The 20,489-nt window shown below is 57.7% G+C and carries 19 protein-coding genes; 9 read left to right on the top strand and 10 right to left on the bottom strand.

Annotated features, from left to right (window positions below):
- Positions 1–8: 8 nt before the first annotated feature.
- From ACP0GE_RS03490 to ACP0GE_RS03455, 8 genes are all read left to right on the top strand, one after another.
- Positions 9–1,349: a polysaccharide biosynthesis/export family protein gene (locus ACP0GE_RS03490; protein WP_424830614.1), complete on the top strand. Its 1,341-nt coding sequence runs from the start codon at positions 9–11 to the stop codon at positions 1,347–1,349.
- Between the two features lie 80 nt (positions 1,350–1,429).
- Positions 1,430–2,443: a GDP-mannose 4,6-dehydratase gene (locus tag ACP0GE_RS03485; RefSeq protein ID WP_424830613.1), complete on the top strand. Its 1,014-nt coding sequence runs from the start codon at positions 1,430–1,432 to the stop codon at positions 2,441–2,443.
- 163 nt (positions 2,444–2,606) lie between these two features.
- Entirely contained in the window at positions 2,607–3,722 is a 1,116-nt protein-coding gene (locus ACP0GE_RS03480) for a lipopolysaccharide biosynthesis protein (RefSeq protein ID WP_424830612.1), read from the top strand.
- Positions 3,719–4,957 (top strand): hypothetical protein, encoded by a 1,239-nt coding sequence (locus ACP0GE_RS03475; protein ID WP_424830611.1) that lies wholly within the window; start codon positions 3,719–3,721, stop codon positions 4,955–4,957. Before ACP0GE_RS03480 ends, ACP0GE_RS03475 begins: the two co-directional genes overlap by 4 nt.
- Positions 4,958–5,319: 362 nt before the next feature.
- Positions 5,320–5,685, top strand: coding sequence for a hypothetical protein (locus ACP0GE_RS03470; protein ID WP_424830610.1), 366 nt, complete (start codon positions 5,320–5,322; stop codon positions 5,683–5,685).
- Entirely contained in the window at positions 5,682–6,833 is a 1,152-nt protein-coding gene (locus tag ACP0GE_RS03465) for a glycosyltransferase family 4 protein (RefSeq protein ID WP_424830609.1), read from the top strand. The genes ACP0GE_RS03470 and ACP0GE_RS03465 overlap by 4 nt, the downstream gene beginning before the upstream one ends.
- Positions 6,830–7,357: an acetyltransferase gene (locus tag ACP0GE_RS03460; protein WP_424830608.1), complete on the top strand. Its 528-nt coding sequence runs from the start codon at positions 6,830–6,832 to the stop codon at positions 7,355–7,357. The genes ACP0GE_RS03465 and ACP0GE_RS03460 overlap by 4 nt, the downstream gene beginning before the upstream one ends.
- Entirely contained in the window at positions 7,354–8,250 is an 897-nt protein-coding gene (locus ACP0GE_RS03455; RefSeq protein ID WP_424830607.1) for a glycosyltransferase family 2 protein, read from the top strand. The genes ACP0GE_RS03460 and ACP0GE_RS03455 overlap by 4 nt, the downstream gene beginning before the upstream one ends.
- 32 nt (positions 8,251–8,282) lie before the next feature.
- Here ACP0GE_RS03455 and nqrF read toward each other — a convergent pair whose 3' ends face one another.
- From nqrF to ACP0GE_RS03425, 6 genes are read right to left on the bottom strand one after another with little or no spacing between them, the layout of a single operon-like run.
- The gene (nqrF, locus tag ACP0GE_RS03450; RefSeq protein WP_424830606.1) at positions 8,283–9,506 is read right to left on the bottom strand and encodes an NADH:ubiquinone reductase (Na(+)-transporting) subunit F; all 1,224 of its coding nucleotides are present in this window, start codon (positions 9,504–9,506) and stop codon (positions 8,283–8,285) included.
- Positions 9,507–9,516: 10 nt separating this feature from the next.
- Positions 9,517–10,125: an NADH:ubiquinone reductase (Na(+)-transporting) subunit E gene (gene nqrE, locus ACP0GE_RS03445; protein ID WP_050603817.1), complete on the bottom strand. Its 609-nt coding sequence runs from the start codon at positions 10,123–10,125 to the stop codon at positions 9,517–9,519.
- Entirely contained in the window at positions 10,125–10,778 is a 654-nt protein-coding gene (locus ACP0GE_RS03440) for an NADH:ubiquinone reductase (Na(+)-transporting) subunit D (RefSeq protein WP_424830605.1), read from the bottom strand. The genes nqrE and ACP0GE_RS03440 overlap by 1 nt, the downstream gene beginning before the upstream one ends.
- Complete coding sequence (locus tag ACP0GE_RS03435; RefSeq protein WP_424830604.1) at positions 10,778–11,593, bottom strand: Na(+)-translocating NADH-quinone reductase subunit C; 816 nt, start codon at positions 11,591–11,593, stop codon at positions 10,778–10,780. The genes ACP0GE_RS03440 and ACP0GE_RS03435 overlap by 1 nt, the downstream gene beginning before the upstream one ends.
- The gene (locus ACP0GE_RS03430; protein ID WP_424830603.1) at positions 11,586–12,794 is read right to left on the bottom strand and encodes an NADH:ubiquinone reductase (Na(+)-transporting) subunit B; all 1,209 of its coding nucleotides are present in this window, start codon (positions 12,792–12,794) and stop codon (positions 11,586–11,588) included. The genes ACP0GE_RS03435 and ACP0GE_RS03430 overlap by 8 nt, the downstream gene beginning before the upstream one ends.
- Before the next feature lie 5 nt (positions 12,795–12,799).
- Positions 12,800–14,143 (bottom strand): Na(+)-translocating NADH-quinone reductase subunit A, encoded by a 1,344-nt coding sequence (locus tag ACP0GE_RS03425; protein ID WP_424830602.1) that lies wholly within the window; start codon positions 14,141–14,143, stop codon positions 12,800–12,802.
- A gap of 295 nt (positions 14,144–14,438) precedes the next feature.
- Here ACP0GE_RS03425 and ACP0GE_RS03420 point away from each other — a divergent pair, with 295 nt between their 5' ends.
- Complete coding sequence (locus ACP0GE_RS03420) at positions 14,439–15,554, top strand: THUMP domain-containing class I SAM-dependent RNA methyltransferase (RefSeq protein ID WP_424830601.1); 1,116 nt, start codon at positions 14,439–14,441, stop codon at positions 15,552–15,554.
- 22 nt (positions 15,555–15,576) lie between these two features.
- On the opposite strand, the gene iolB is transcribed toward ACP0GE_RS03420, so the two are convergent.
- The 4 genes from iolB to iolG form a co-directional block, all read right to left on the bottom strand.
- The gene (gene iolB, locus ACP0GE_RS03415) at positions 15,577–16,401 is read right to left on the bottom strand and encodes a 5-deoxy-glucuronate isomerase (RefSeq protein WP_424830600.1); all 825 of its coding nucleotides are present in this window, start codon (positions 16,399–16,401) and stop codon (positions 15,577–15,579) included.
- A gap of 188 nt (positions 16,402–16,589) precedes the next feature.
- Positions 16,590–17,495 (bottom strand): myo-inosose-2 dehydratase, encoded by a 906-nt coding sequence (iolE, locus tag ACP0GE_RS03410; RefSeq protein ID WP_424830599.1) that lies wholly within the window; start codon positions 17,493–17,495, stop codon positions 16,590–16,592.
- A gap of 19 nt (positions 17,496–17,514) precedes the next feature.
- Entirely contained in the window at positions 17,515–19,341 is a 1,827-nt protein-coding gene (gene iolD / locus ACP0GE_RS03405; protein WP_424830598.1) for a 3D-(3,5/4)-trihydroxycyclohexane-1,2-dione acylhydrolase (decyclizing), read from the bottom strand.
- Positions 19,342–19,409: 68 nt separating this feature from the next.
- On the bottom strand, positions 19,410–20,411 hold the full coding sequence (gene iolG / locus ACP0GE_RS03400; RefSeq protein WP_424830597.1) for an inositol 2-dehydrogenase: 1,002 nt from the start codon (positions 20,409–20,411) through the stop codon (positions 19,410–19,412).
- Positions 20,412–20,489: the final 78 nt, after the last annotated feature.

Here is a 20,489-nt window from a genome sequence, read left to right as displayed (position 1 = left end):
AGAGCGACATGAAATCAAACCCATTCCGCATTTTGGTTTTGTTGGGATGGCTCAGCGCGTGCGGAGTCACCTACACCAGCCCACGTGTTTCAAACCAGTTGGACAGCGTAGCGGTGCGCGAGGTTGACCTGACCGCGCAGACTGTTCTGGTCGCCAATCGCAGCGCCCCTTACACACCCCGGAGCTTGCCGGATTCCTTCTACGGCACGGCGGGAACCGGGCCCGCAACGCGGCAGTTCACGTCTCTGCCAGAGCGCCCTGACGTTCCCCGGATCGCACCCCAACCCCTTGAGTTGCGCCCGCCTCCGCAGGTAACCCCTCCGCCCTATCGGTTGGGGGCGGGTGACACGGTTGCACTGATCCGCGCCGGTCAGAGCGCGGTGGCGCAAACTGTCCCGCGTGAGGAATATACAGTTCGGCTTGATGGCACGATTTCAGTCCCGGACATCGGTGCCGTAGGGGTGGCCAACCGATCACTGCGTGATGCGGAGGCGGCAGTGTTCGACGCATTTGTTTCGCGCCAGATTGACCCTGCATTTTCGCTGGAGCTGACCGGGTACAACTCGAAACGTGTGGCTGTGGGCGGTTTGGTGGCTGCGCCGCAAAACATTCCGGTGACAGTGGTGCCGTTGACTCTGAGCCAGGCAATCGCAGCGGTCGGAGGGTTAACGACCCGGGACCGCGACTTTGGAACGATCCGAGTTTACCGAACCGGAGACCTTTACCAGATTCCAATCAAGGATTATCTGCGCCGCCCGGATTTGCAGCGGCTGAATCTGTTGAACGGAGATGCAGTTTACGTGGACACCAGTTATGATCTGGATCGCGCACTGGGGTTCTATCGGGATCAGATCGATGTGATCAGTCTGAACCAACAGGCCCGCGCTGGTGCACTGGCTGAACTTGATCTTGCGGTCGGGTTGCGCCGGGATGAACTGATCGAATCCCGCTCCAATTTCACTACTCGGACCGAGCTTGGGGCCGAACAGCGCGACTATGTTTATTTGGGGGGCGAGTTCCGAAACAATGCGCGCATGCCCCTGCCCTATGGCCATCACCTCAACCTGGCTGACGCCCTGTTCGGGCAGGGCGGGTTCAGCACGCGTACGGCAGATGCGTCGCACATTTATGTTCTGCGCAGTTCACCGAAGCCCGAGGAGTTTGGTGCCGTCACGGCCTGGCATCTGGACGCGCGCAACCCGGCGGCCCTGTCGGTGGCCGCACGGATGCAGTTGCGGCCAAACGACATCGTGTTCATTCAGGAACAGCCCATCACGACTTGGGGCCGGGCACTGGATCAGTTCCTGCCCTCATTGGTCAATGCAGGGTTGGACGCGGCAAATGGCTAAAAAAATGGGGAAAACCCCTTGACCTTAACAAGGGGAACGGTTCCCTGACCATAGGGGCGAAACATGGATCTGAGGGTTTTATGAAACGGGTTCTGATAACAGGTACGGCGGGCTTCATCGGGTTCCATCTGGCAAAACTGCTTTTGTCCGAAGGGTTCCGCGTGCATGGCTACGACGGGATGACGGATTATTATGATGTCGCCCTGAAACAGCGTCGCCATCAGATGCTGCTGCAAAATCCCGGTTTCTCGGCCACCGAGGATCTGTTGGAAAACCAAGAGCGTCTGATGCAGATAGCCGAAGAGTTTCAACCCGAGGTTATCGTCCACCTGGCCGCGCAGGCCGGTGTTCGCTATAGCCTGGAACATCCACGCAGCTATATCGACTCGAACATCATCGGCACTTTCAATGTGATGGAGGTTGCGCGTCAGCACAAAATTGACCACCTGCTGATGGCCTCGACCTCTTCCGTCTATGGCGCAAATGAAGAGATGCCTTTTACCGAGGTTGAAAAGGCCGACACCCAATTGACCATTTACTCGGCCACAAAAAAGGCAAACGAGGCGATGGGACACTCCTATGCCCATCTGTGGGACCTGCCGACCACCATGTTCCGCTTTTTCACTGTTTACGGCACGTGGGGGCGGCCCGACCTGGCTTTGTACAAGTTTGTTGATGCGATCCTGGATGACCGCCCAATCGATATCTACAACCATGGCGACATGTATCGTGATTTCACCAATGTCGATGATCTTGTGCGTGGCATCAGGCTGCTGATCGATGTGCCGCCGATACGTCCTGCAAGTGCGGACGAGATTGAGGAAGGGGACAGCCTGTCCCCGGTTGCGCCTTATCGCGTTGTCAATATCGGCAACGGGGACAAAGTGCGCCTGCTGGATTTTGTCGATGCCATTGAAGAGGCTTTGGGCAAGAAGGCAATCCGCAACTACATGCCGATGCAGATGGGCGACGTTCCGGCGACATGGGCTGATGCCAGCCTGCTGCAGCGGTTGACTGGCTATCGTCCGCAAACGGATTTCAAAGACGGTATCGCCCGCTTTGTCGAATGGTTCCGCGAGTATCACGGCAAATAATGTCTCAATTTGAGCAGATGGTCCGAGGCCCTCTCTGACCACACGTGCCGAGGTCTTTTGGGTTGCGTTTGGCCAATTCTGCCTGCTGGCCGGGGGGTTGGCGCTGCTGCGGATTCAGACGGGCCTGCTTTCGCCCGCGGTGTATGCACAGCTTGCTCTGGCAATGACCCTGTTCAGCTTTGGCCAGGTGGTGGTCTATGGCGGGCTGAACCATGCAATAACCCGCCTTTTTGCAATCGCACCCCGCTATGGCGGACTAACCGTTTATCACGCATGCGCCTGGCGCAAGTATCGACAGGTTTCAATCCTTTGGTCTGTGGTCTTGGTTGTGTTGGCGATTTTGGCCTGGATGGGTGACCGGATGGAATGGGCAGGGTTGATCCTTGTCCTTCTGCCCTATTCACTGCTGAACGGGGCGCAAAGCGCTTTCGTCGCTTTTGCCAACGCCAAACGTGCGCGGCGACAGGTGGCTTTGCATCAGGCGGCGGATGCGGGGTTAAAAGCAGCTTTGGTTTTTACAGCGGCACATTGGTTCGGGCCGACGATACCAGTTTTGTTTGCAGCTTACGCAACGGCGAGTTTGGTGACTTTGCTGTCCCTTGCCGGTTGGCAAGCCCGAAACCGCAACCTTGCGCATAAGGGTTCGGATACTGAAATGCGATCTGTGTTTTCTCGGTTCGCCGATCCAATCTATCTGTATGCTCCGTTTGTATGGTTTCTGATGGTGGCCGACCGCTGGGCCTTACAAAGCTTTGCCGACGCACAAGCTTTGGCGCTGTACGCGGTGGCAGCACAGATGTCGTTGGGTCCAATCCGGATCGGTATGTCTGCCGTTCTGCGGTTTCTGTCTCCGCGTCTGTTCGATGGCATCGAGATAAACAGGGCTACCGCGATGACCGGAATGCGGAGGCTCACGTTTGGGGCACTTGGGCTGACGGCCCTGATCTTTTGCATGGCGGGCCTTTTCAGTGCACCAATCACGCAACTGCTGGTCGCGCCCGCATATCAGGAGGCTTCTACACTGCTTCCGTGGCTTGTATTGGCTGCCGGTTTAACAGCCAGCGCCGAACTGGTGGTCTTGCGCCAGTTTGGAGCGTTGAACAGTGCCGCACTTGTGCGACCCCGTATAACCTCTGCCGTTTTTGGAGGTGCGTTGATCTTTTTGGGAGCATGGCAATGGGGGCTTTGGGGCGTTGTCATCGCTCAGGTCCTCCAAGCCAGCTTGTTTCTGGGCTGGGCGATGTCGCAGACTCACGCCACGTCTGAGCGCGCAGTGTGATCACGTTACCGCAATATCAGTTACCCTTGGTTATGATGCTGATCGCTTGCGTCGTGCGTTTTGGCTTGAGGCGGCGTATGGTCTCGGCCTCGATTGTGGCAACATTACTTGCCTATGCAGGCTATCTGCTGGCCATCGACCTGACGGGCCAGATTGAACAGGTTCGTGTTTTCACCCATTTACCGCCCGATTTTGTTGCCTTGAATTGCGCAATTCTGGCCGCCTTCCTGATCAGCTTTCTTCTCAGCGGATGGATCGTAAGCCGATTGGGTAAGGACACTTTTGCGCAACCCAAACCGGTTGGGGGCATTATCGCGCCGCTGTTGACCGGAGTGGTGCTGGTGAACGTCTCTGCCGATGGATGGTGGCTGTTCACACCCTATCCGCAGAACAAGGGGATGTTTCAGCTTGTTCCTTTGGGTGGTGCCGCAGCCGTCGCTAACCTTCTGGTTCTTATCGGCTTCAACCGGGCGCTGGGCGCCCGACGCAACGTGTGTCTTGCACATACCGCATTCTGGGCGGTTGTGGCGCATTATGTGTTGGCCGGGGACCGCGGCTCGTTGCTGTTTTTATTGGTCGGAGCCTACGGGTTCCACCTTGCACGCCTGCCGCATTTGGGTTGGCGCGTGGCGGTTCAGTCCGTTTTGCTGGCGGTTGTCCTGTTGTTGGCATTGGATCAGATCTCTTACCTGCGCTCTTGGGGGCAGCAAGCGCCAACAGCGGACGGTAACTTTCTGGCTGAAATTGACCTTTTGCCCCAATCCGTGGCGCATATGTTTCATGCCATTTCGATCCAAATGTCCGGTTACCGGGCCTTTCCCGGCGGCGCGGTTGAGTTGTTGATGACCTTGTGGGTTCAGATTGTACCATCCGGACTTTTGCGCGCGCTTGGTATAACACTCTACAATGGCCCCCTCTTGCTGTCCGACTTTGTTGTGCATGGGGGCGGTTTCTTTGTCCCGGCCGAGCTTTATTTCGCCGGTGGATTTCCGGCCGTGATCCTGATCGCAGCTTACTTTGGTGCTCTGGCGTCCTGGCTGGATCGGCTGGCTGTTCGGCGTGAAGATACCCTGATGATCACAGTAACCCTGCTGGTCGCGGCATCCAGTTTCTACACGATGTACTATGGGGTTCAGGCGGTAAATCGAATGTTGACCTTGCCTGTGGTCGTCCTGGTCGGGCGGTCGCTTCTACGGGATAGCATCCGACGCGTGAAGGCAGAGCGCGCGTGGTAACTCCCGTGGTTCCCGAGGCCCGTAAAGGAAGGGGCCGCTGGCTGGCGCGGGGAATTTCAAGTCATGTGACCCGGGTGTATTGCGGGTCGCTGGGGCATCAGCGCTCGATTGCGGTCTGTGGTTATCCCCGCTCTGGGACATCATGGATCAGTGCGACTTTGGGAACTTACTACGATTTACCCGCACCCCGGCATTATGGCTTGCCGCAATTCTATCCGCAGGTCCTCCACGGTCATGATTTGCGTCTGGGTCATATGAGGCGCGTGTTTTACCTGGTTCGCTCGCCTTACGCACTGTTTCCGTCCTTATACGTCAAACGCTACGGCGTTTCACGACCGACCCCAGAGGACCAAACCCGTTTCATGTCCTTTTTGAAGGCAGAGTTGGCACGGCCACACGAGGCCCCCTGCCCCTGGGCGGATCATGTTGCGCAAGCCATCGAGCGATATGGGCCTGACGCGATGCTGATCTATACAGCCGACCCCCAAGCGATGGCCCGGCAGCTGGCGTGGCGGGTGCAACAGCTTGATGGCCATTGCGATAAAACACGCCTATGCGCCCTGACATCTGAACGCCCGGCGCAGCCGCCCACAACAGCAACCTCGAACGAGGCGCGGCGCTTCAACTGGTTTTCTGTGGAAAGCCACGATCTGATACAGCGCGAATTGCAGCGCCTTGGCATGCGCTGCGCCCAACCCGATCTTATCGAAAAACTCAACCAGCCATGAGGCAAGACACATCATTGCAGAACCCTGTAAGGGCCCTCACCGTTTTGCATGCAATCCCATCAATTGCGCTGCACCATGGAGGCCCCAGCCAAAGCCTTTCCGGATTGATATCCGCCATGTGCGCACAGGCACCATGGCGTGTTGGGTTGATCTGCGGGCACGATCCGCACGAACCGCCATTGAGCGGCGGCGTTGCCAGGCATGACATCCGGTACATCAACCGCCGCTTCTGGTGCCCGCACCCCGCGTCCCTCCCACAGATGGCAAAAGCAATTGAAGAGGCCGATCTGGTTCACGTGCATTCCTACTGGAACGGGTTCGCCTCGGCCATGATCGGGTTGGCGCAGCGGATCGGGAAGCCAGTTGTGCTTTCCCCGCGTGGGGTTTTGCAACGAAAGGCAATGGCGCAATCTTCGGCGCGCACCAAAGCGGCGTATTCTTCCCTTATTGGACGACGGCAGCTTACGCGAATCTCGGGTTACCACTTTCAGACTCAGGAAGAGGCTGAGGCGAGCTACGGTGTATCCGATCAGCCTTCGATTATCATAGACAATGGCGTCAACGTGCCGGAATTCACCGTTGATCGAGCCGCTCTGCGGACCAAACTTTTTGGTCATTTTGCTGCGGATTTGAACCTGGTGTTTTTGGGGCGCATTGCACGGATTAAAGGCATCGAGCTTCAAATCAACGCTTTGCGCCTTTTGCATGAACACGGAGTTGCCGCGCGCCTGCATCTGGTTGGGCCGGATGGCGGCGATCAGGGTCGGCTGAACGCTGTTGCCAAACAGCTTGGCGTGGCGGACCGCGTACATATGCATGGCCCGGTTTATTCTGACACAAAACAAGACTGGTTGAGAGCAGCCGATGCGGTCCTGATGTCATCTGAGTTCGAAAACAACTCCAACGCCGCGCTAGAGACGATGGCCGCAGGTGGCGCGTTGATCGGAACCGAAGGCACAATCCCGGATGATCCTGTCAATCGTGGCGCCGCATTGCGCGTCGTGCGTCAACCAGAGGCCTTGGCACAGCGTTTGCGTCAGCCAATACCTCTTACCATACGAGACAAGGCCCGGCATTACGTTGGGCAACATCATGCATGGCAACCGCGCGCCGCCCGCATGTTAACATTCTACGAGAGCCTTCTATGACAGATGTCTTCGCTAATCGTGCCGCACGCAAATACCCAAGACGTATTCAGGTGGTCCGTGTAGCCTGGGGTGCCGTCAGCATTCTCTTTCGCTTCAGCCCGCGCCCGCTTTGGGGATGGCGGCGCTGGTTGCTGCGCAGGTTTGGTGCAACGGTTGGCGATCAGGCTCATATCTACCCAACGGTACGGATCACAATGCCATGGAACTTATCGCTAGGCACCGGGTGTTCCGTCGGCGACCGTGCCATTCTTTATGCGTTGGGGCCCATCGAAATTGGCGCGCGGACATCCATTTCACAGGGGGCCCATCTTTGCGCCGGAACCCATGATCATCGCCTGGCGGAGAGGCCCTTGTTGACGCCTCCGATCCGTGTTGGGGCCGACAGCTGGATCGCGGCAGAGGCTTTTATTGGCCCCGGTGTAACGGTCGGCTCGACTTGCATTGTCGGTGCCCGCGCCGTCGTGATGAGGTCAGTGCCCAACGGTCAGACCGTCGTCGGCAACCCCGCGCGTTCGCTGGAATGATGCTGACCGTCATCATCCTGACACGGGACGAAGCGTTGCATATCGCGCGGGCGGTTAACTCGGTGCGGCCCTTTGCGGACCGGATCGTTGTTGTGGACAGCGGCTCCACGGATCAGACCTGCCAGATCGCCGAGAGGTTGGGGGCCGAGATATTGCATCGTCCGTGGCGCAACTATGCGGACCAGTTCAACTGGGCCGTGGAGCAGGTTTCTGGCAGATCCGACTGGATCATGCGGCTGGACGCGGATGAGATTGTAAGCCCCGCCCTTTGCGCCGAAATCAAACAGCGCCTTCCCGCGCTTACCCCCGAAATCGCAGGTGTTTTTGTTCCGCGCTTTATGAATTTTCTCGGTGGTCCCGTTCTCCGAGGTGGGATGTTTCCGGTCCAAATGCTGCGTCTGTTTCGCACCGGTTGTGGCCGCTGTGAGGCGCGTTGGATGGACGAACATATCAAGGTTCGGGGTGAAACCGTGCGGTTCAAAGGTCACATTCTGGATGACAACCTCAAACCCCTCGGTTGGTGGACCGACAAGCACAATTCTTATGCCGCTCGTGAGGTGGTGGATCTGTTGAACCAGCAACACGGATTCTTGCAGCAGGATACGATTTCAGGTGCAGGCACCGAGGCTGGACGCAAGCGCTGGGTCAAGGAAAACCTCTACGCGCGCTTTCCTTTGGGTGCGCGCGCGGTGGTTTATTTTCTATGGCGTTTCATCTTTCGACTTGGGTTTCTGGACAGCCCGCAAGGGCGGAGTTTTCATCTGCTCCAAGGCCTATGGTACCGCTATCTGGTGGACATGAAGCTGCGCGAAGTGCGCGCGTATATGCGCATGCATTCTGCCGATCCCCCAAAGGCTATTCTCGCAGTTCTTGGGATTGACGTTCACAAATAAAAACCGGCGCCTGATTGGCGCCGGTTTTCGTATTACCCGCCGAAATCATCCAGCATGATGTCTTCGCGGTCTACACCCAGATCCAGCAGCATGTTGATGACTGACTGGTTCATGATTGGCGGACCACACATGTAGTATTCGCAATCTTCGGGCGCCGGGTGGTTCTTGAGGTATTCTTCGAACAGAACGTTGTGGATGAAGCCGGTATAGCCTTTCCAGTCATCCTCGGGCTGTGCATCCGACAGGGCGACATGCCATTCGAAGTTGTCGAATTCTTTGGCGAGTGTGTCGAAATCCTCGACAAAGAACATCTCTTTCTTCGAGCGTGCACCATACCAGAAGCTGATTTTACGGTTCCGGTTCTCAAGGCGCTTGAGCTGGTCGAAAATGTGGCTGCGCATCGGGGCCATCCCGGCACCGCCGCCAATGAACACCATCTCTTTTTCCGTCTCGCGGGCAAAGAATTCTCCAAACGGGCCTGAGATGGTGACTTTATCGCCAGGTTTCAGGTTGAAGATGTAAGATGACATCTGCCCCGGCGGGATGCCTTCGGAGCCCGGAGGCGGCGATGCCACGCGGACGTTCAGCATGATCATGCCTTTTTCATCCGGGTAGTTTGCCATCGAATAGGCGCGTTCGATCGGCTCGGCAACGACGGATTTGTACTGCCACAGATTGAAGCGGTCCCAGTCCTCGCGATATTCTTGTTCGACGTCGAAATCCGTGTAAGCCAACTGGTGTGCAGGCGCTTCAATCTGGATGTAGCCACCGGCGCGGAAATTCACATCTTCGCCTTCTGGCAGGTCCAGTGTCAGAGCCTTGATGAAGGTCGCTACGTTCTCATTCGAACGCACCGTGCATTCCCACTTCTTGACACCAAAGACCTCCTCTGGAACTTCGATATCCATGTCCTGTTTGACCGCCACCTGACATGACAGACGGTCACCGCAGGACGCTTCGCGCTTGGTGATATGGCTTTCCTCGGTCGGTAAGATCGACCCGCCGCCCGAATGCACACGCACTCGGCACTGCGCACATGTACCGCCACCGCCGCAGGCGGAGGGTACGAACAGCTTCTCTGCCGCCAAAGTTTGCAGCAGCTTGCCACCCGCCGGGACCGAAATGGTTTTCTCACCATTGATGGTGATGTTCACGTTGCCGGTCGAAACCAGCTTTGACCGCGCGGCCATGATGATCGCCACCAAAGCCAGAACGATGACGGTAAAAAGGGCGACGCCTAGGGTAAAAGTCTCCATTCCGCCCTCCTTACAGTTTCACGCCTGAGAAGGACATGAAGGCCATCGCCATCAGTCCCGCGGTGATGAAGGTGATGCCCAGACCCTGCAGACCGTCGGGAATGTCCGAGTATTTCAGCTTTTCGCGTACACCCGCCATCGCAGTGATCGCCAGCGCCCAGCCAAAGCCGGAAGACAGACCGTAGGTCGCGGCCTCGGCAAAATTGTAGTCACGCTCCACCATGAACAGCGAACCACCCAGGATGGCGCAGTTCACCGTGATTAGCGGCAGGAAAATCCCCAGCGCGTTGTAGAGTGGCGGGAAGTACTTGTCCAAAACCATCTCAAGGATCTGAACCATCGCCGCGATCACGCCGATATACGAGATCAGGCCAAGGAAGGTCAGGTCCACATCCGGGAACCCGGCCCAGGCCAGCGCGCCCGGTTTCAGCAGGTAGTTCAGCAGCAGGTTATTGGCAGGCACGGTGATGGCCTGCACAACCATGACCGAAATCCCCAGACCCAGCGCCGTCGAGATCTTCTTCGATACGGCGATGAAGGTACACATCCCCAAGAAGAAGCTGAGCGCAAGGTTTTCTACAAAGATGGCCTTTACGGCCAGTGAGATCAGACCTTCCATCAGTGGGCCTCTACCTGCTGAATTTTGTATTCACGCTCTTCCACCTGGTTCGGCTTCCATGTGCGGAAGGCCCAGATTATCAGACCGATGATGAAGAACGCCGACGGTGGCAGCAGCAGCATGCCATTGGGCACGTACCAGCCGCCGTTGTTGACGGTTTCCAGAATGGTGACGCCAAACAGCGACCCGGCGCCAAACAGCTCGCGAATGAAGCCGACCAGCAGCAGGATCAGACCATAGCCCATGCCGTTGCCCATGCCGTCAATGAAAGACGCAACCGGCGGGTTTTTCATGGCAAACGCTTCAGCGCGGCCCATCACGATACAGTTGGTGATGATCAGGCCGACGAAAACCGACAGGGTTTTCGAAATCTCAAACGCATAGGCTTTTAGGATCTGGTCCACCAGGATCACCAGTGAGGCGATGATAACCATCTGCACGATGATCCGGATCGAGCCGGGGATCTGGTTGCGTAGGCAGGAGATAAAGAAGGACGAGAACGAGGTCACGAAGATCACCGCCAGCGCCATCACCACCGACACCTGCAGCGACGAGGTCACCGCCAGCGCCGAACAGATTCCCAGCACCTGAAGCGTGATCGGGTTGTTGTCGACAAGCGGGTCGACCAGCATCTCTTTCTTGGTCTGAGACATCAGAGCTCTCCTGCTTGCAGTTTGGCCAGGAACGGAGCGTAGCCCGCATCGCCCATCCAGAATTTCACCAGGTTATCGACGCCAACAGAGGTCAAGGTCGCCCCTGCCAGCGCGTCGATATAGAAGTCGGGTCCGGCGGCAGGCTGGGATTTCGACACGGTGATCTGCAGATCGCCATTGTCATCGCGCAGCTTCTTGCCATTCCACAGGGCCTTCCAGCGGGGGTTGTCCACCTCGGCCCCAAGGCCCGGGGTTTCGCCGTGCTGATAGAATTGCAAGCCGTAGATATCGTTGCCGTTGTTTTCCAGCGCGATAAAGCCATAGAGCGTAGACCACAGACCATAGCCGTGCAGCGGTAGGATCACCTTGTCCAGATCGCCCGCATCGTCACGCAGCAGGTAAATAACACGGTACTTCGACTTGCGCCCAATGCCCGCCGGGTCATCGTCCAGTGCAACGCTCAGTTCAGGATCGCTGGCTGCTGCAATGTCATCAAACGTGGTTGGGTCAAACTGGTCATCAACGAATTCACCGGTGGAAAGCTCCAGCACGTGGGGCTCAAATGCGGCGAATGCTTCAGTCACGTCGATGCCAGGCTCGTAAACACCGGCCACTTGCAGAACGTTGACCTGCTTGTCCTTCAGACGGTTGGTTTCCTGCACCGGGCGCAAGCTAACAGCGGCCGCGGACACGACCATTGACGCAACCAGACAGACGGCGACCGCAATAAAGATCGTTTTGCCGACCGAATCCGGCGAGGCCGCCAGAAACTTGGCAATTGCCCCTTTGGGTTCGTTGGATTGCGTATCAGACATGGCGACGCGCCCTCCGTTTGATATTGGCTTGCACGACGAAATAGTCGATCAGCGGAGCAAAGACATTGCCGAACAGTATGGCCAACATCATGCCTTCGGGGAAAGCCGGGTTGATGACGCGGATCATCACAACCATGACACCAATCAGCGCGCCATAGATGTAACGCCCGACATTGGTGTGGCTTGCAGATACCGGTTCAGTGACCATGAAGGCCAGACCGAACGCATACCCGCCCAGCACGATATGCCAGTACCAGGGCATCGCAAACATCGGGTTGGTGTCCGATCCGATCAGGTTCAACAGCAGCGTAAAACCGATGGTTCCGGCCAGACAGCCAACGATCAGGCGATAGTTGGCGATTTTTGTCAGCAGCAGAAAGGCCAGGCCGATCATACATGCCAGTGTCGATGTTTCACCAAAGCTGCCCTGCATTGTGCCAAAGAAGGCATTGGCCCAAGTGATCCCATCCACCGCCAACGCCTGAACGCCTTCGGCGGCGGTGATGCCAAGTGCAGTCGCGCCAGAGAAGCCATCCACCGGGGTCCAGACCGAATCCCCCGACATCTGCGCCGGATATGCGAAGTAAAGGAAGGCACGCCCTACCAACGCAGGGTTCAGGAAGTTCTTGCCGGTGCCGCCAAATACTTCCTTGCCGATCACGACGCCGAAAATGATACCCAAAGCGACCTGCCACAGGGGCGTCGTTGCGGGCATGATCAGCGTGTACAGCATCGAGGTCACAAGGAAACCTTCGTTCACCTCATGGCCGCGCACGGTGGCAAAGATGACCTCGAAGATGCCGCCCGCGACCAGCGTGACGATATAGATCGGCAGGAAATAGAGCAGCCCGTGAATCACATTGGCAAACAGGCTGGAGGGATCCAGCGAGATGCCGAACATCTGTAGCAGGGCAATGCGCCAACCCGTAGCCGACTCCGGCCCAAGCGTCGCAATGGCCGAGTTGGCCTGATAGCCGGTGTTCCACATCCCCCAAAGGATACAGGGGATCGTTGCGATCACGACATAGGTCATGATCCGCTTCATATCCACATAAGACCGCGCATGCGGCGCTGCGGTGGTTACAGTTTTCGGAGTGTAGATGAAGCTTTCCACCATCTCGTAGATGGGGAAATATTTCTCGTACTTGCCGCCCTTGGTAAAGTTCGGCTCAATCCGGTCAAAGAAGCTGCGCAAACCCATTCGGCTCAGCCCTCCTTTTCAATCTTGTTCAAGCAGTCGCGCAGCGCCAGCCCGTATTCATATTTCGCCGGACAGGCAAAGCCGACAAGGCCCAGATCCTCTTCGTCCAACTCCAAAGCACCCAGCGCCTGTGCGGTATCGGTATCCATCACCAGCAACGCGCGCAGCAATTGCGTAGGCAGATAATCTTGCGGCATCAGCTCTTCGAATGTTCCGGTGGGAACCATCGCGCGGCGGCCTCCGTTCAGGTTGCTGGTCAGAGCATACATTTTTTTGGCGAAAGCCGAGCCCAGAACCGGTTGTACTGCGTATTTAGAAGGCATCGGCCTGATCCAGCCCATCGGGATCTGGTCTGCATCCTCGCGAATTATAGTGATCTGGCGTGCAAAGCGGCTTAGGTAAGCCGTTGGTCCTTCAGCATGACGCCCGGACAACACTGAACCCGAAATCACCCGTGCCGTGCCGTCGACGTTGATCTCCTCTCGGGTCAGATCGTCCGTCGAGGCGCCCATGACGGTGCGGATCAGGCGTGGCTGCCGCGCGCCGGGCCCGGTCAGGGCAACTACGACATTCGGGTCCAGATGGCCGGTTTGCATCAGGCGACCAATGGTGATCACGTCCTGATAGCCGATGATCCAGACCTGCTTGTCGCCGACCAGAGGTTCAAGAAAGTGGATATGGGTTCCGGCCAATCCTGCGGGGTGCGGGCCAGAGAAAGTTGCGGCTTCAACGCCTGCAATGTCCGCTCCGGGAATTGATGCACCGTCTTGGTGGCAAAGATAGGTTTTGCCCTCGGTCAGCTGTGCAATCGCAGTCAGACCTGCGGCAAACGCCTCGCCTGCATCCGCGATGATCACTGTCGCATCAGGGGCAAGGGGATCGGTGTCCATCGCCGTTACAAAAATGGCCGCTGGCGTGGTGCCGGGTTCCGGCATTTTCGAGTAAGGGCGTGTTCGGAACGCGGTCCACAAACCGGCGGCGCACAGCTTTGCCGTTACGCCTTCGGCGCTGTTCCCGTCACCGGTGCCTGAGAAATCGAGCCCAGCGTCATTCGTATCGGTCACTTGGATGACTACGCTCTGCAATACACGCCGCGCACCGCGGTTGATCGCCACCACCTTGCCGCTAAGGGGCGCGACCATCATCGCATCTGGTGCGTCCTTGTGGCAGAACAGCGGGGTCCCCCGCTGGACCTCGTCGCCTTCCTGGACCAGCATTTTTGGTTTCAGGCCGATGTAGTCGCCGCCAAGGACGCCAACGGTGGAATATTCCGGCCCCGGTTGTATGGTCTGATCAGGGGCCCCTTCGATGGGCAAGTCCAACCCTTTTTTCAGTTTGAAAGTTTGCATGTCGCTACGTTCTTCCAAGCTTTTTGGCGCCTGCTGAGTGCGACGCCGTTCAGGCGTCATCCAATAGCGTGGCTTCGTGTGGCAGCCGTCGCAAAAAGCGGCGAAAACCGTCCAAAATCCGTAGGCGCAATTCTGATTACGGGTCCTTTACGCGGGGACGGAGTTAAACGCAAACCCGTTACCGCTGAAACTCGTGCCTGATGATCACTTTCCCCTGATTTCAGCTTAAATGCTACCATTAGCCCGGATTAAATTGCCTGTCGCGCCCGTTGTGTATCCGGTATATCCAGCCGAAATGGAAAAACCTGAAGACCTTGAGATATTTCTGATCGCGACACCCGGTTTGGAGCGGCCCCTGTGCGACGAAGCAGCACAGCACGGATTCGCGGATGCCCGTGCGGTTGCCGGGGGCGTCACGTGCCGGGGTGGTTGGCCGGAAGTATGGCGCGCGAATCTTGTTTTGCGCGGCGCAAACAAGGTTCTGGTCCGCATTGGTGGTTTTCCGGCTGTCCATCTGGCGCAGCTGGATAAACGCGCCCGCAAGTTCCCATGGTCGAACGTGCTGCGGGCTGACATTCCGGTTAAGGTCGAGGCCACCAGCCGCAAATCCCGCATTTATCATGCCGGGGCAGCACGTCAGCGGGTAGAAAAGGCGATTTCCGAGACGCTGGGTGCGCCGATATCGTCGGACGCCACCCTGCGTGTCACGCTGCGAATCGAAAAGGACATCTGCACCTTCTCGATCGACACTTCGGGTGAGCCTCTGCACAAGCGCGGCCACAAACCCGCTGTCGCCAAAGCCCCGATGCGCGAAACGATGGCGGCCATGTTCCTGCGCGAGTGCGGGTATGATGGTTCTGAACCGGTTCTGGACCCGATGTGTGGCTCGGGTACATTTGTGATCGAGGCCGCCGAGATTGCCTTGGGCCTCAATCCCGGAAGGTCACGCGCATTTGCATTCGAGGATTTGGTGACATTTGACGCAAATAAATGGCGGGAGATGCGGCAGGAAGAGGTGGAAGATGCGACGGCATTCAGATTCTGGGGCTCGGATCGCAACGCGGGTGCCATCGAGGCGTGTTTGATGAATGCAGACCGAGCGGGTGTGGCCGAAATCACCGGGTTTCAGCAACGCTCGGTCAGTGACATCAAACCGCCTGAGGGGCCAGCGGGATTGGTCATCGTCAACCCGCCTTATGGCGCGCGGATCGGCGACGAAAAAAGACTGCGCTCACTTTATGGCAGTTTGGGCAAAACCCTGATGAGCCAGTTTAAGGGCTGGCGCGTGGGCATTGTCACCAGCAACGCCTCTTTGGCGCGCTCGACACGCCTGCCGCTGTTGCCACCAGGTCCGGTGGTGGATCATGGCGGTACCAAAATTCGCCTTTACCGCACAGATCCGCTGCCCTGAAATCAGACGCTTGGCTCGAAGGTCAAGCGTCGCGTTGTGCGATCCAGTTATGATCGGGGTCGTTCTTGAACCGCCACTTGCGTAGTGGCCCGGCCATCACGTTCAGATAGTACAGTTCGTACCCATAGGGCGCGCCGCAGGGATGGTGGCCCCGCGGAACCAGCACCACATCGCCATCCTTGACGGCCATCGTCTCATCCAGACTGCTATCTTCGGTATAAACACGCTGGATGCCAAACCCCTGCCCCGGGTTCAGCCGGTGGTAATAGGTTTCCTCCAGATAGGTCATGTTGGGATAGTCATCCTCGTCATGGCGGTGACTGGGGTATGAGGACCAGTTGCCATCTGGCGTGAAGACCTCGGTCACCAGCAGGCTGTCCGCCACGTCGCGGTCTTCCATAGCTATATTATTGATGTAACGGGTGTTTTGGCCTTTGCCGCGCGAGGTCAGCGTGATCCCGTCCGGCCCAAGACGCTTCGCCGGGTAATTACCTTTGCCCGGGGCGCTACACACTGCCAGAACACACTGTGTCGTGGCCGTTGCCGACCACGCGTTATCATTGGGCACATAGGCGCAGTGCGGAGGCGTCTTTTCGAACACGCTCATGCGGTCACCCATTTCACCAAAATCCAGCGTATTGCAGGACAGGTTCGCCTTGCCCTCGACCAGTACCAGAATGACCTCTCGGTCGCGGGTCGCCTCGGACACGGTTTCGCCGGGTTGCAGATGGTAGAGACCGAAGCCCACATATCCCCAATCCGGGCACTGTGCTCCCTTTGCGTTGTCCGGAGTGATGTCATGCACTTTTCCGGATGAGGCTGTGGGTTTGCGCAAAAGGTCAGTCATCAGAACGCTCCGGTTTGTAAGTCAATAACAGAGAGTAAGCACATACTGCCCCTGCCCCGCCAAACACAATTGCCCAGCCAGCAGAACCAGCCAGGCCTTCTATGATCGCCCACCCCCAACACAACGCAACAAGGCCCACCCGAACCCAAAGTGGCCTAAGCCAGGGATGAGAGGTGTCGAACATCGCCTCAGCCCTTGTCCAGCCCGGTCTCGCGGGCGGTTTGTTTCAGGGATGCCAGCCCCATGGACTGGTATTCATAAGGGTTGCGCTGTTCGGGGTCCTGCTCGGCTTCGATGACGATCCAGCCTTCATAGCCCTTTTCTGCAAGGGCCCGCAGCAGAGGGGTGAAATCGATGCCGCCTTCGGCGTCGCCGGGCACGGTAAATACCCCTGCGCGGACACCATCCATAAAGGTCATACCGGTTTCCCGCACCCGTTTCATCACGTCGGGGCGTACATTCTTGGCGTGGAAGTGGCTGACGCGGTCGGCGTATTTCATCAGAACCGGGGTGGGGTTCTGTCCATTCGCGCCGAAATAGCAATGGCCTGCGTCAAACAACAACTTGGTGGCGGGGCCTGTGGCCGCCATGAACGCATCAATTTCCGCAGGTGTTTCCACGACAGTTCCCATGTGGTGATGATAGACCAGTTCGATGCCCTGATCTGCACAGTATTGGGCGATCTCTTCCACCTGAGCACCGAAGGCTTCCATCTCATCCGCGCTCAGAACCGGCGCGTCGTTGACCGGGACATCCAACCCCTGCACCGAGTTTGACGTCTCGCACACGATGCAAACCTTACAGCCATTGTGCTTGAGCTTGTCCAGATGCGGTTGAATCGCTGCCTTTTCATCCTCGACCGAATGGGCCAGCAGGTTCAGCGAATGCCAGCCCGAGATGAATTGCAGCCCGTGCCCACCCAGCAACTGCTTCAGCGCTTCGGGATCGTCCTGCGGCCAGCGGTGGCCGTTTTCAATGCCGTCGAAGCCGATCCGGTGTGCTTCGCTCAGGATTTGTTCCGTCGGGATATGTGCGCCAAGGGTTTGGTCATCATCATTGGCCCAGGCAATTGGGTTGGTGCCATATAGGATCATATGTCTGTCCGTTTCAAACTTAGTTCAGGCGCGCGCTCAGCGCGGCTTCATACCCTTGACGGGCTGTTTTTACCTCATCCCGGTCGCTGACCTCGGGCACGGCCACATCCCACCAATGACCGCCATCCGGCGTGCTGGGATATGGATCAGTGTCGATAACGATGACAAAGGGGCCCGCTGCATCTTTGGCGCGGGCCAGAGCGTCTTCCAATTCGGCAATCGAGCTCACCTTGACGCTGGCTGCCCCCATCGCGGCCGCATGCGCTGCAAAATCGATATTCGCAGGGTTCACGTGATAAGCGTGATCCAGCAAATTGTTGAACTCTGCCCCGCCGGTGCCCATTTGCAGCCGGTTGATGCACCCAAAACCGCGATTGTCGGTGATGACGACGGTGATCTTGATCCCCATCATACACGCCGTGGCCAGTTCCGAGTTTGCCATCATGTATGAGCCGTCACCGACCATGCAAACCACATCACGATCCGGCTGCGCCATCTTGATGCCCATGGCACCGGCGATTTCATATCCCATGCAGGAATAGCCGTATTCCATGTGATAGGCCCCGGGCCTTGGTGCTTTCCACAGCTTGTGTAACTCACCCGGCATGGTGCCTGCTGCGCACATGATCACAGTGTCAGGCCCGCTGGAGCGTTGCACCGCGCCGATGACCTGCTGGTCTGTCGCCAATGCGTTACCCTCTGCAGGCGCAGCTGTCAGCGGGTCGACTGCCGCAAACCACTCAGATTTCAGAGCTGCATCCGGGGCGGTGGCCTGATATCCCTTTAGCGCTGCGCCGAGTTCTTCCAACCCGATGCGCGCATCGGATTGCAGTGGCAGGGCGCCGTGTTTGACGGCGTCATAAGCGGCGACATTCAGGCTGACCAACTTTCGGTCGGGGTTCTTAAACAGCGCCCACGATCCGGTGGTGAAATCCTGAAAACGGGTGCCAATTCCAAGAACAAGGTCGGCCTGCTCACAAACCGCATTTGCGCTGGAGGCTCCGGTAACGCCGACAGACCCAAGGTTCAAAGGATGCTCCCACGCCAGCGCGGACTTGCCCGCCTGAGTTTCGACAACCGCAATCTGATGCGCCTCGGCAAAAGACTGCAATGCAGCGCAGGCCCCTGCGTAATGCACACCGCCACCGGCCACAATAACGGGGTTTCGAGAGGCTTTGACTGCGCCAACCACCCGCGCAAGCTCTGCTTCATCCGGGCGCACACGTCTCTGGTGCCAGGTTTTTTTGTCAAAGAAGCTCGCTGGCCAGTCATAGGCTTCGGCCTGGACGTCCTGGCAGAAAGCTAATGTCACCGGTCCGCATTCCGCAGGGTCGGTCATGGTCGCAAAGGCCCGTGGGAGCGCTGTCAACAACTGCTCGGGTCGGGTGATCCGGTCAAAATAGCGGCTGACCGGTCTGAAACAGTCATTCGCGCTGACAGTGCCATCCCCAAAATCCTCAATCTGCTGCAAGACCGGGTCAGGGCTGCGGCCCGCAAAGACATCGCCCGGGATCAACAGCAACGGCAACCGGTTCACATGGGCCAATGCCGCTGCTGTCACCATATTCGTGGCACCGGGTCCAATCGAAGAGGTAACAGCCATAGCCCGCCGCCGGACCGATTGTTTGGCATATGCAATAGCTGCATGTGCCATGGTTTGCTCATTATGCCCGCGCAAAGTCTGCACTGAATCACGATGCGCATGCAAAGCTTCGCCCAAACCGGCCACATTGCCGTGCCCGAAAATCGCCCAGACACCCGCGATGAAGGGGACCCCATCCTCATTCATCTGCGCTGAGATATAGCGCACCATCGCCTGTGCCGCCGCCAGCCGGATCGTGTTCATACCGTCAGCTCCTTTGCTTTTGTGCGGGCCACATCCCAGGCCGCGCAGAGGTTCTGGTCATTGCGCCTTCAGATAATCTCACTCATCCTCACCACACGGGCTTCGGCGACGGACTTCAATGCCGCTTCGGCCAAAGCCAAGGCCATCATCCCGTCATGGCCCGAGGGCGACGCTGCTGTATCGTCGCGAATTGCCGCGACGAATGCTGCGATTTCAGCGGCATAGGCTTCGGTATAGCGGGTCATGAAAAAATCATGCAGCGGCGGGCGGGTATAGCCATCTTCATTGGCAATCTCGATCGAAACCGGGCGCTGATTTTCGGCCGCTACCAGCCCGCTTGAACCCAGCACTTCAATCCGCTGATCGTAGCCGTAAGTGGCGCGCCGCGAGTTCAGGATGGTGCATTGCTTGCCGCTTTCGGTAGTCAGGATCACGGTGGCCGTGTCGAAATCATTGTGGTCGGCAACCCTGGGATCGACCAGAACCGAAGCTGTGGCCTGAACCGCCGCGATCTCTTCGCTCAGTAAAAACCGAGCCATGTCGAAATCGTGGATGGTCATGTCCCGGAAAATTCCGCCTGAGACATCCATGTACTCAAACGGGGGCAGGCCCGGATCGCGCGACGTGATCGTAATCTGTTCGACCGTACCCACTTTGCCGCTGACGATCGCCTGCTTCACCGCGCCGAAATGCGGGTCGAACCGGCGATTGAAGCCCAACATCAGACGGGCACCTTGTTCCTCGGCAACTGTCAGGCAGGATTTGACACGGTTGAGGTCAAGATCCACTGGTTTTTCACAGAAAATCGCCTTTCCCTTGCGCGAGAACTGTTCGATCAGGTCCGCATGAGTGTTGGTGGGTGTGCAGATAATCACCGCATCAACCGTCGGGTCATCGGCGATCTCATCGATGCTGCGAACGGCGCAGCCATGTTGATTGGCAATGTCCTGCGCGGCTTGCGGAAACGCATCCGCTACGGCCACCAGCCTGGCATCCGGGTTTCCGGCAATTGCCTGTGCATGAACTTTACCAATTCGACCCGCACCAAGCAGCGCCATCGCAATTGTCATTTCAGAGCTCCAAGTTTTGACCGGTCGCGCCGGAAGAAGAGTAATTTGTATCGGCGGTCCTACAAAGGCGGCCGATCA

The organism is Ruegeria sp., assembly GCF_965243365.1.
Taxonomy (GTDB): domain Bacteria; phylum Pseudomonadota; class Alphaproteobacteria; order Rhodobacterales; family Rhodobacteraceae; genus Ruegeria.
Note: the sequence above shows the minus strand (reverse complement) of the source record. Positions and strands in the feature narration are given on the sequence as shown.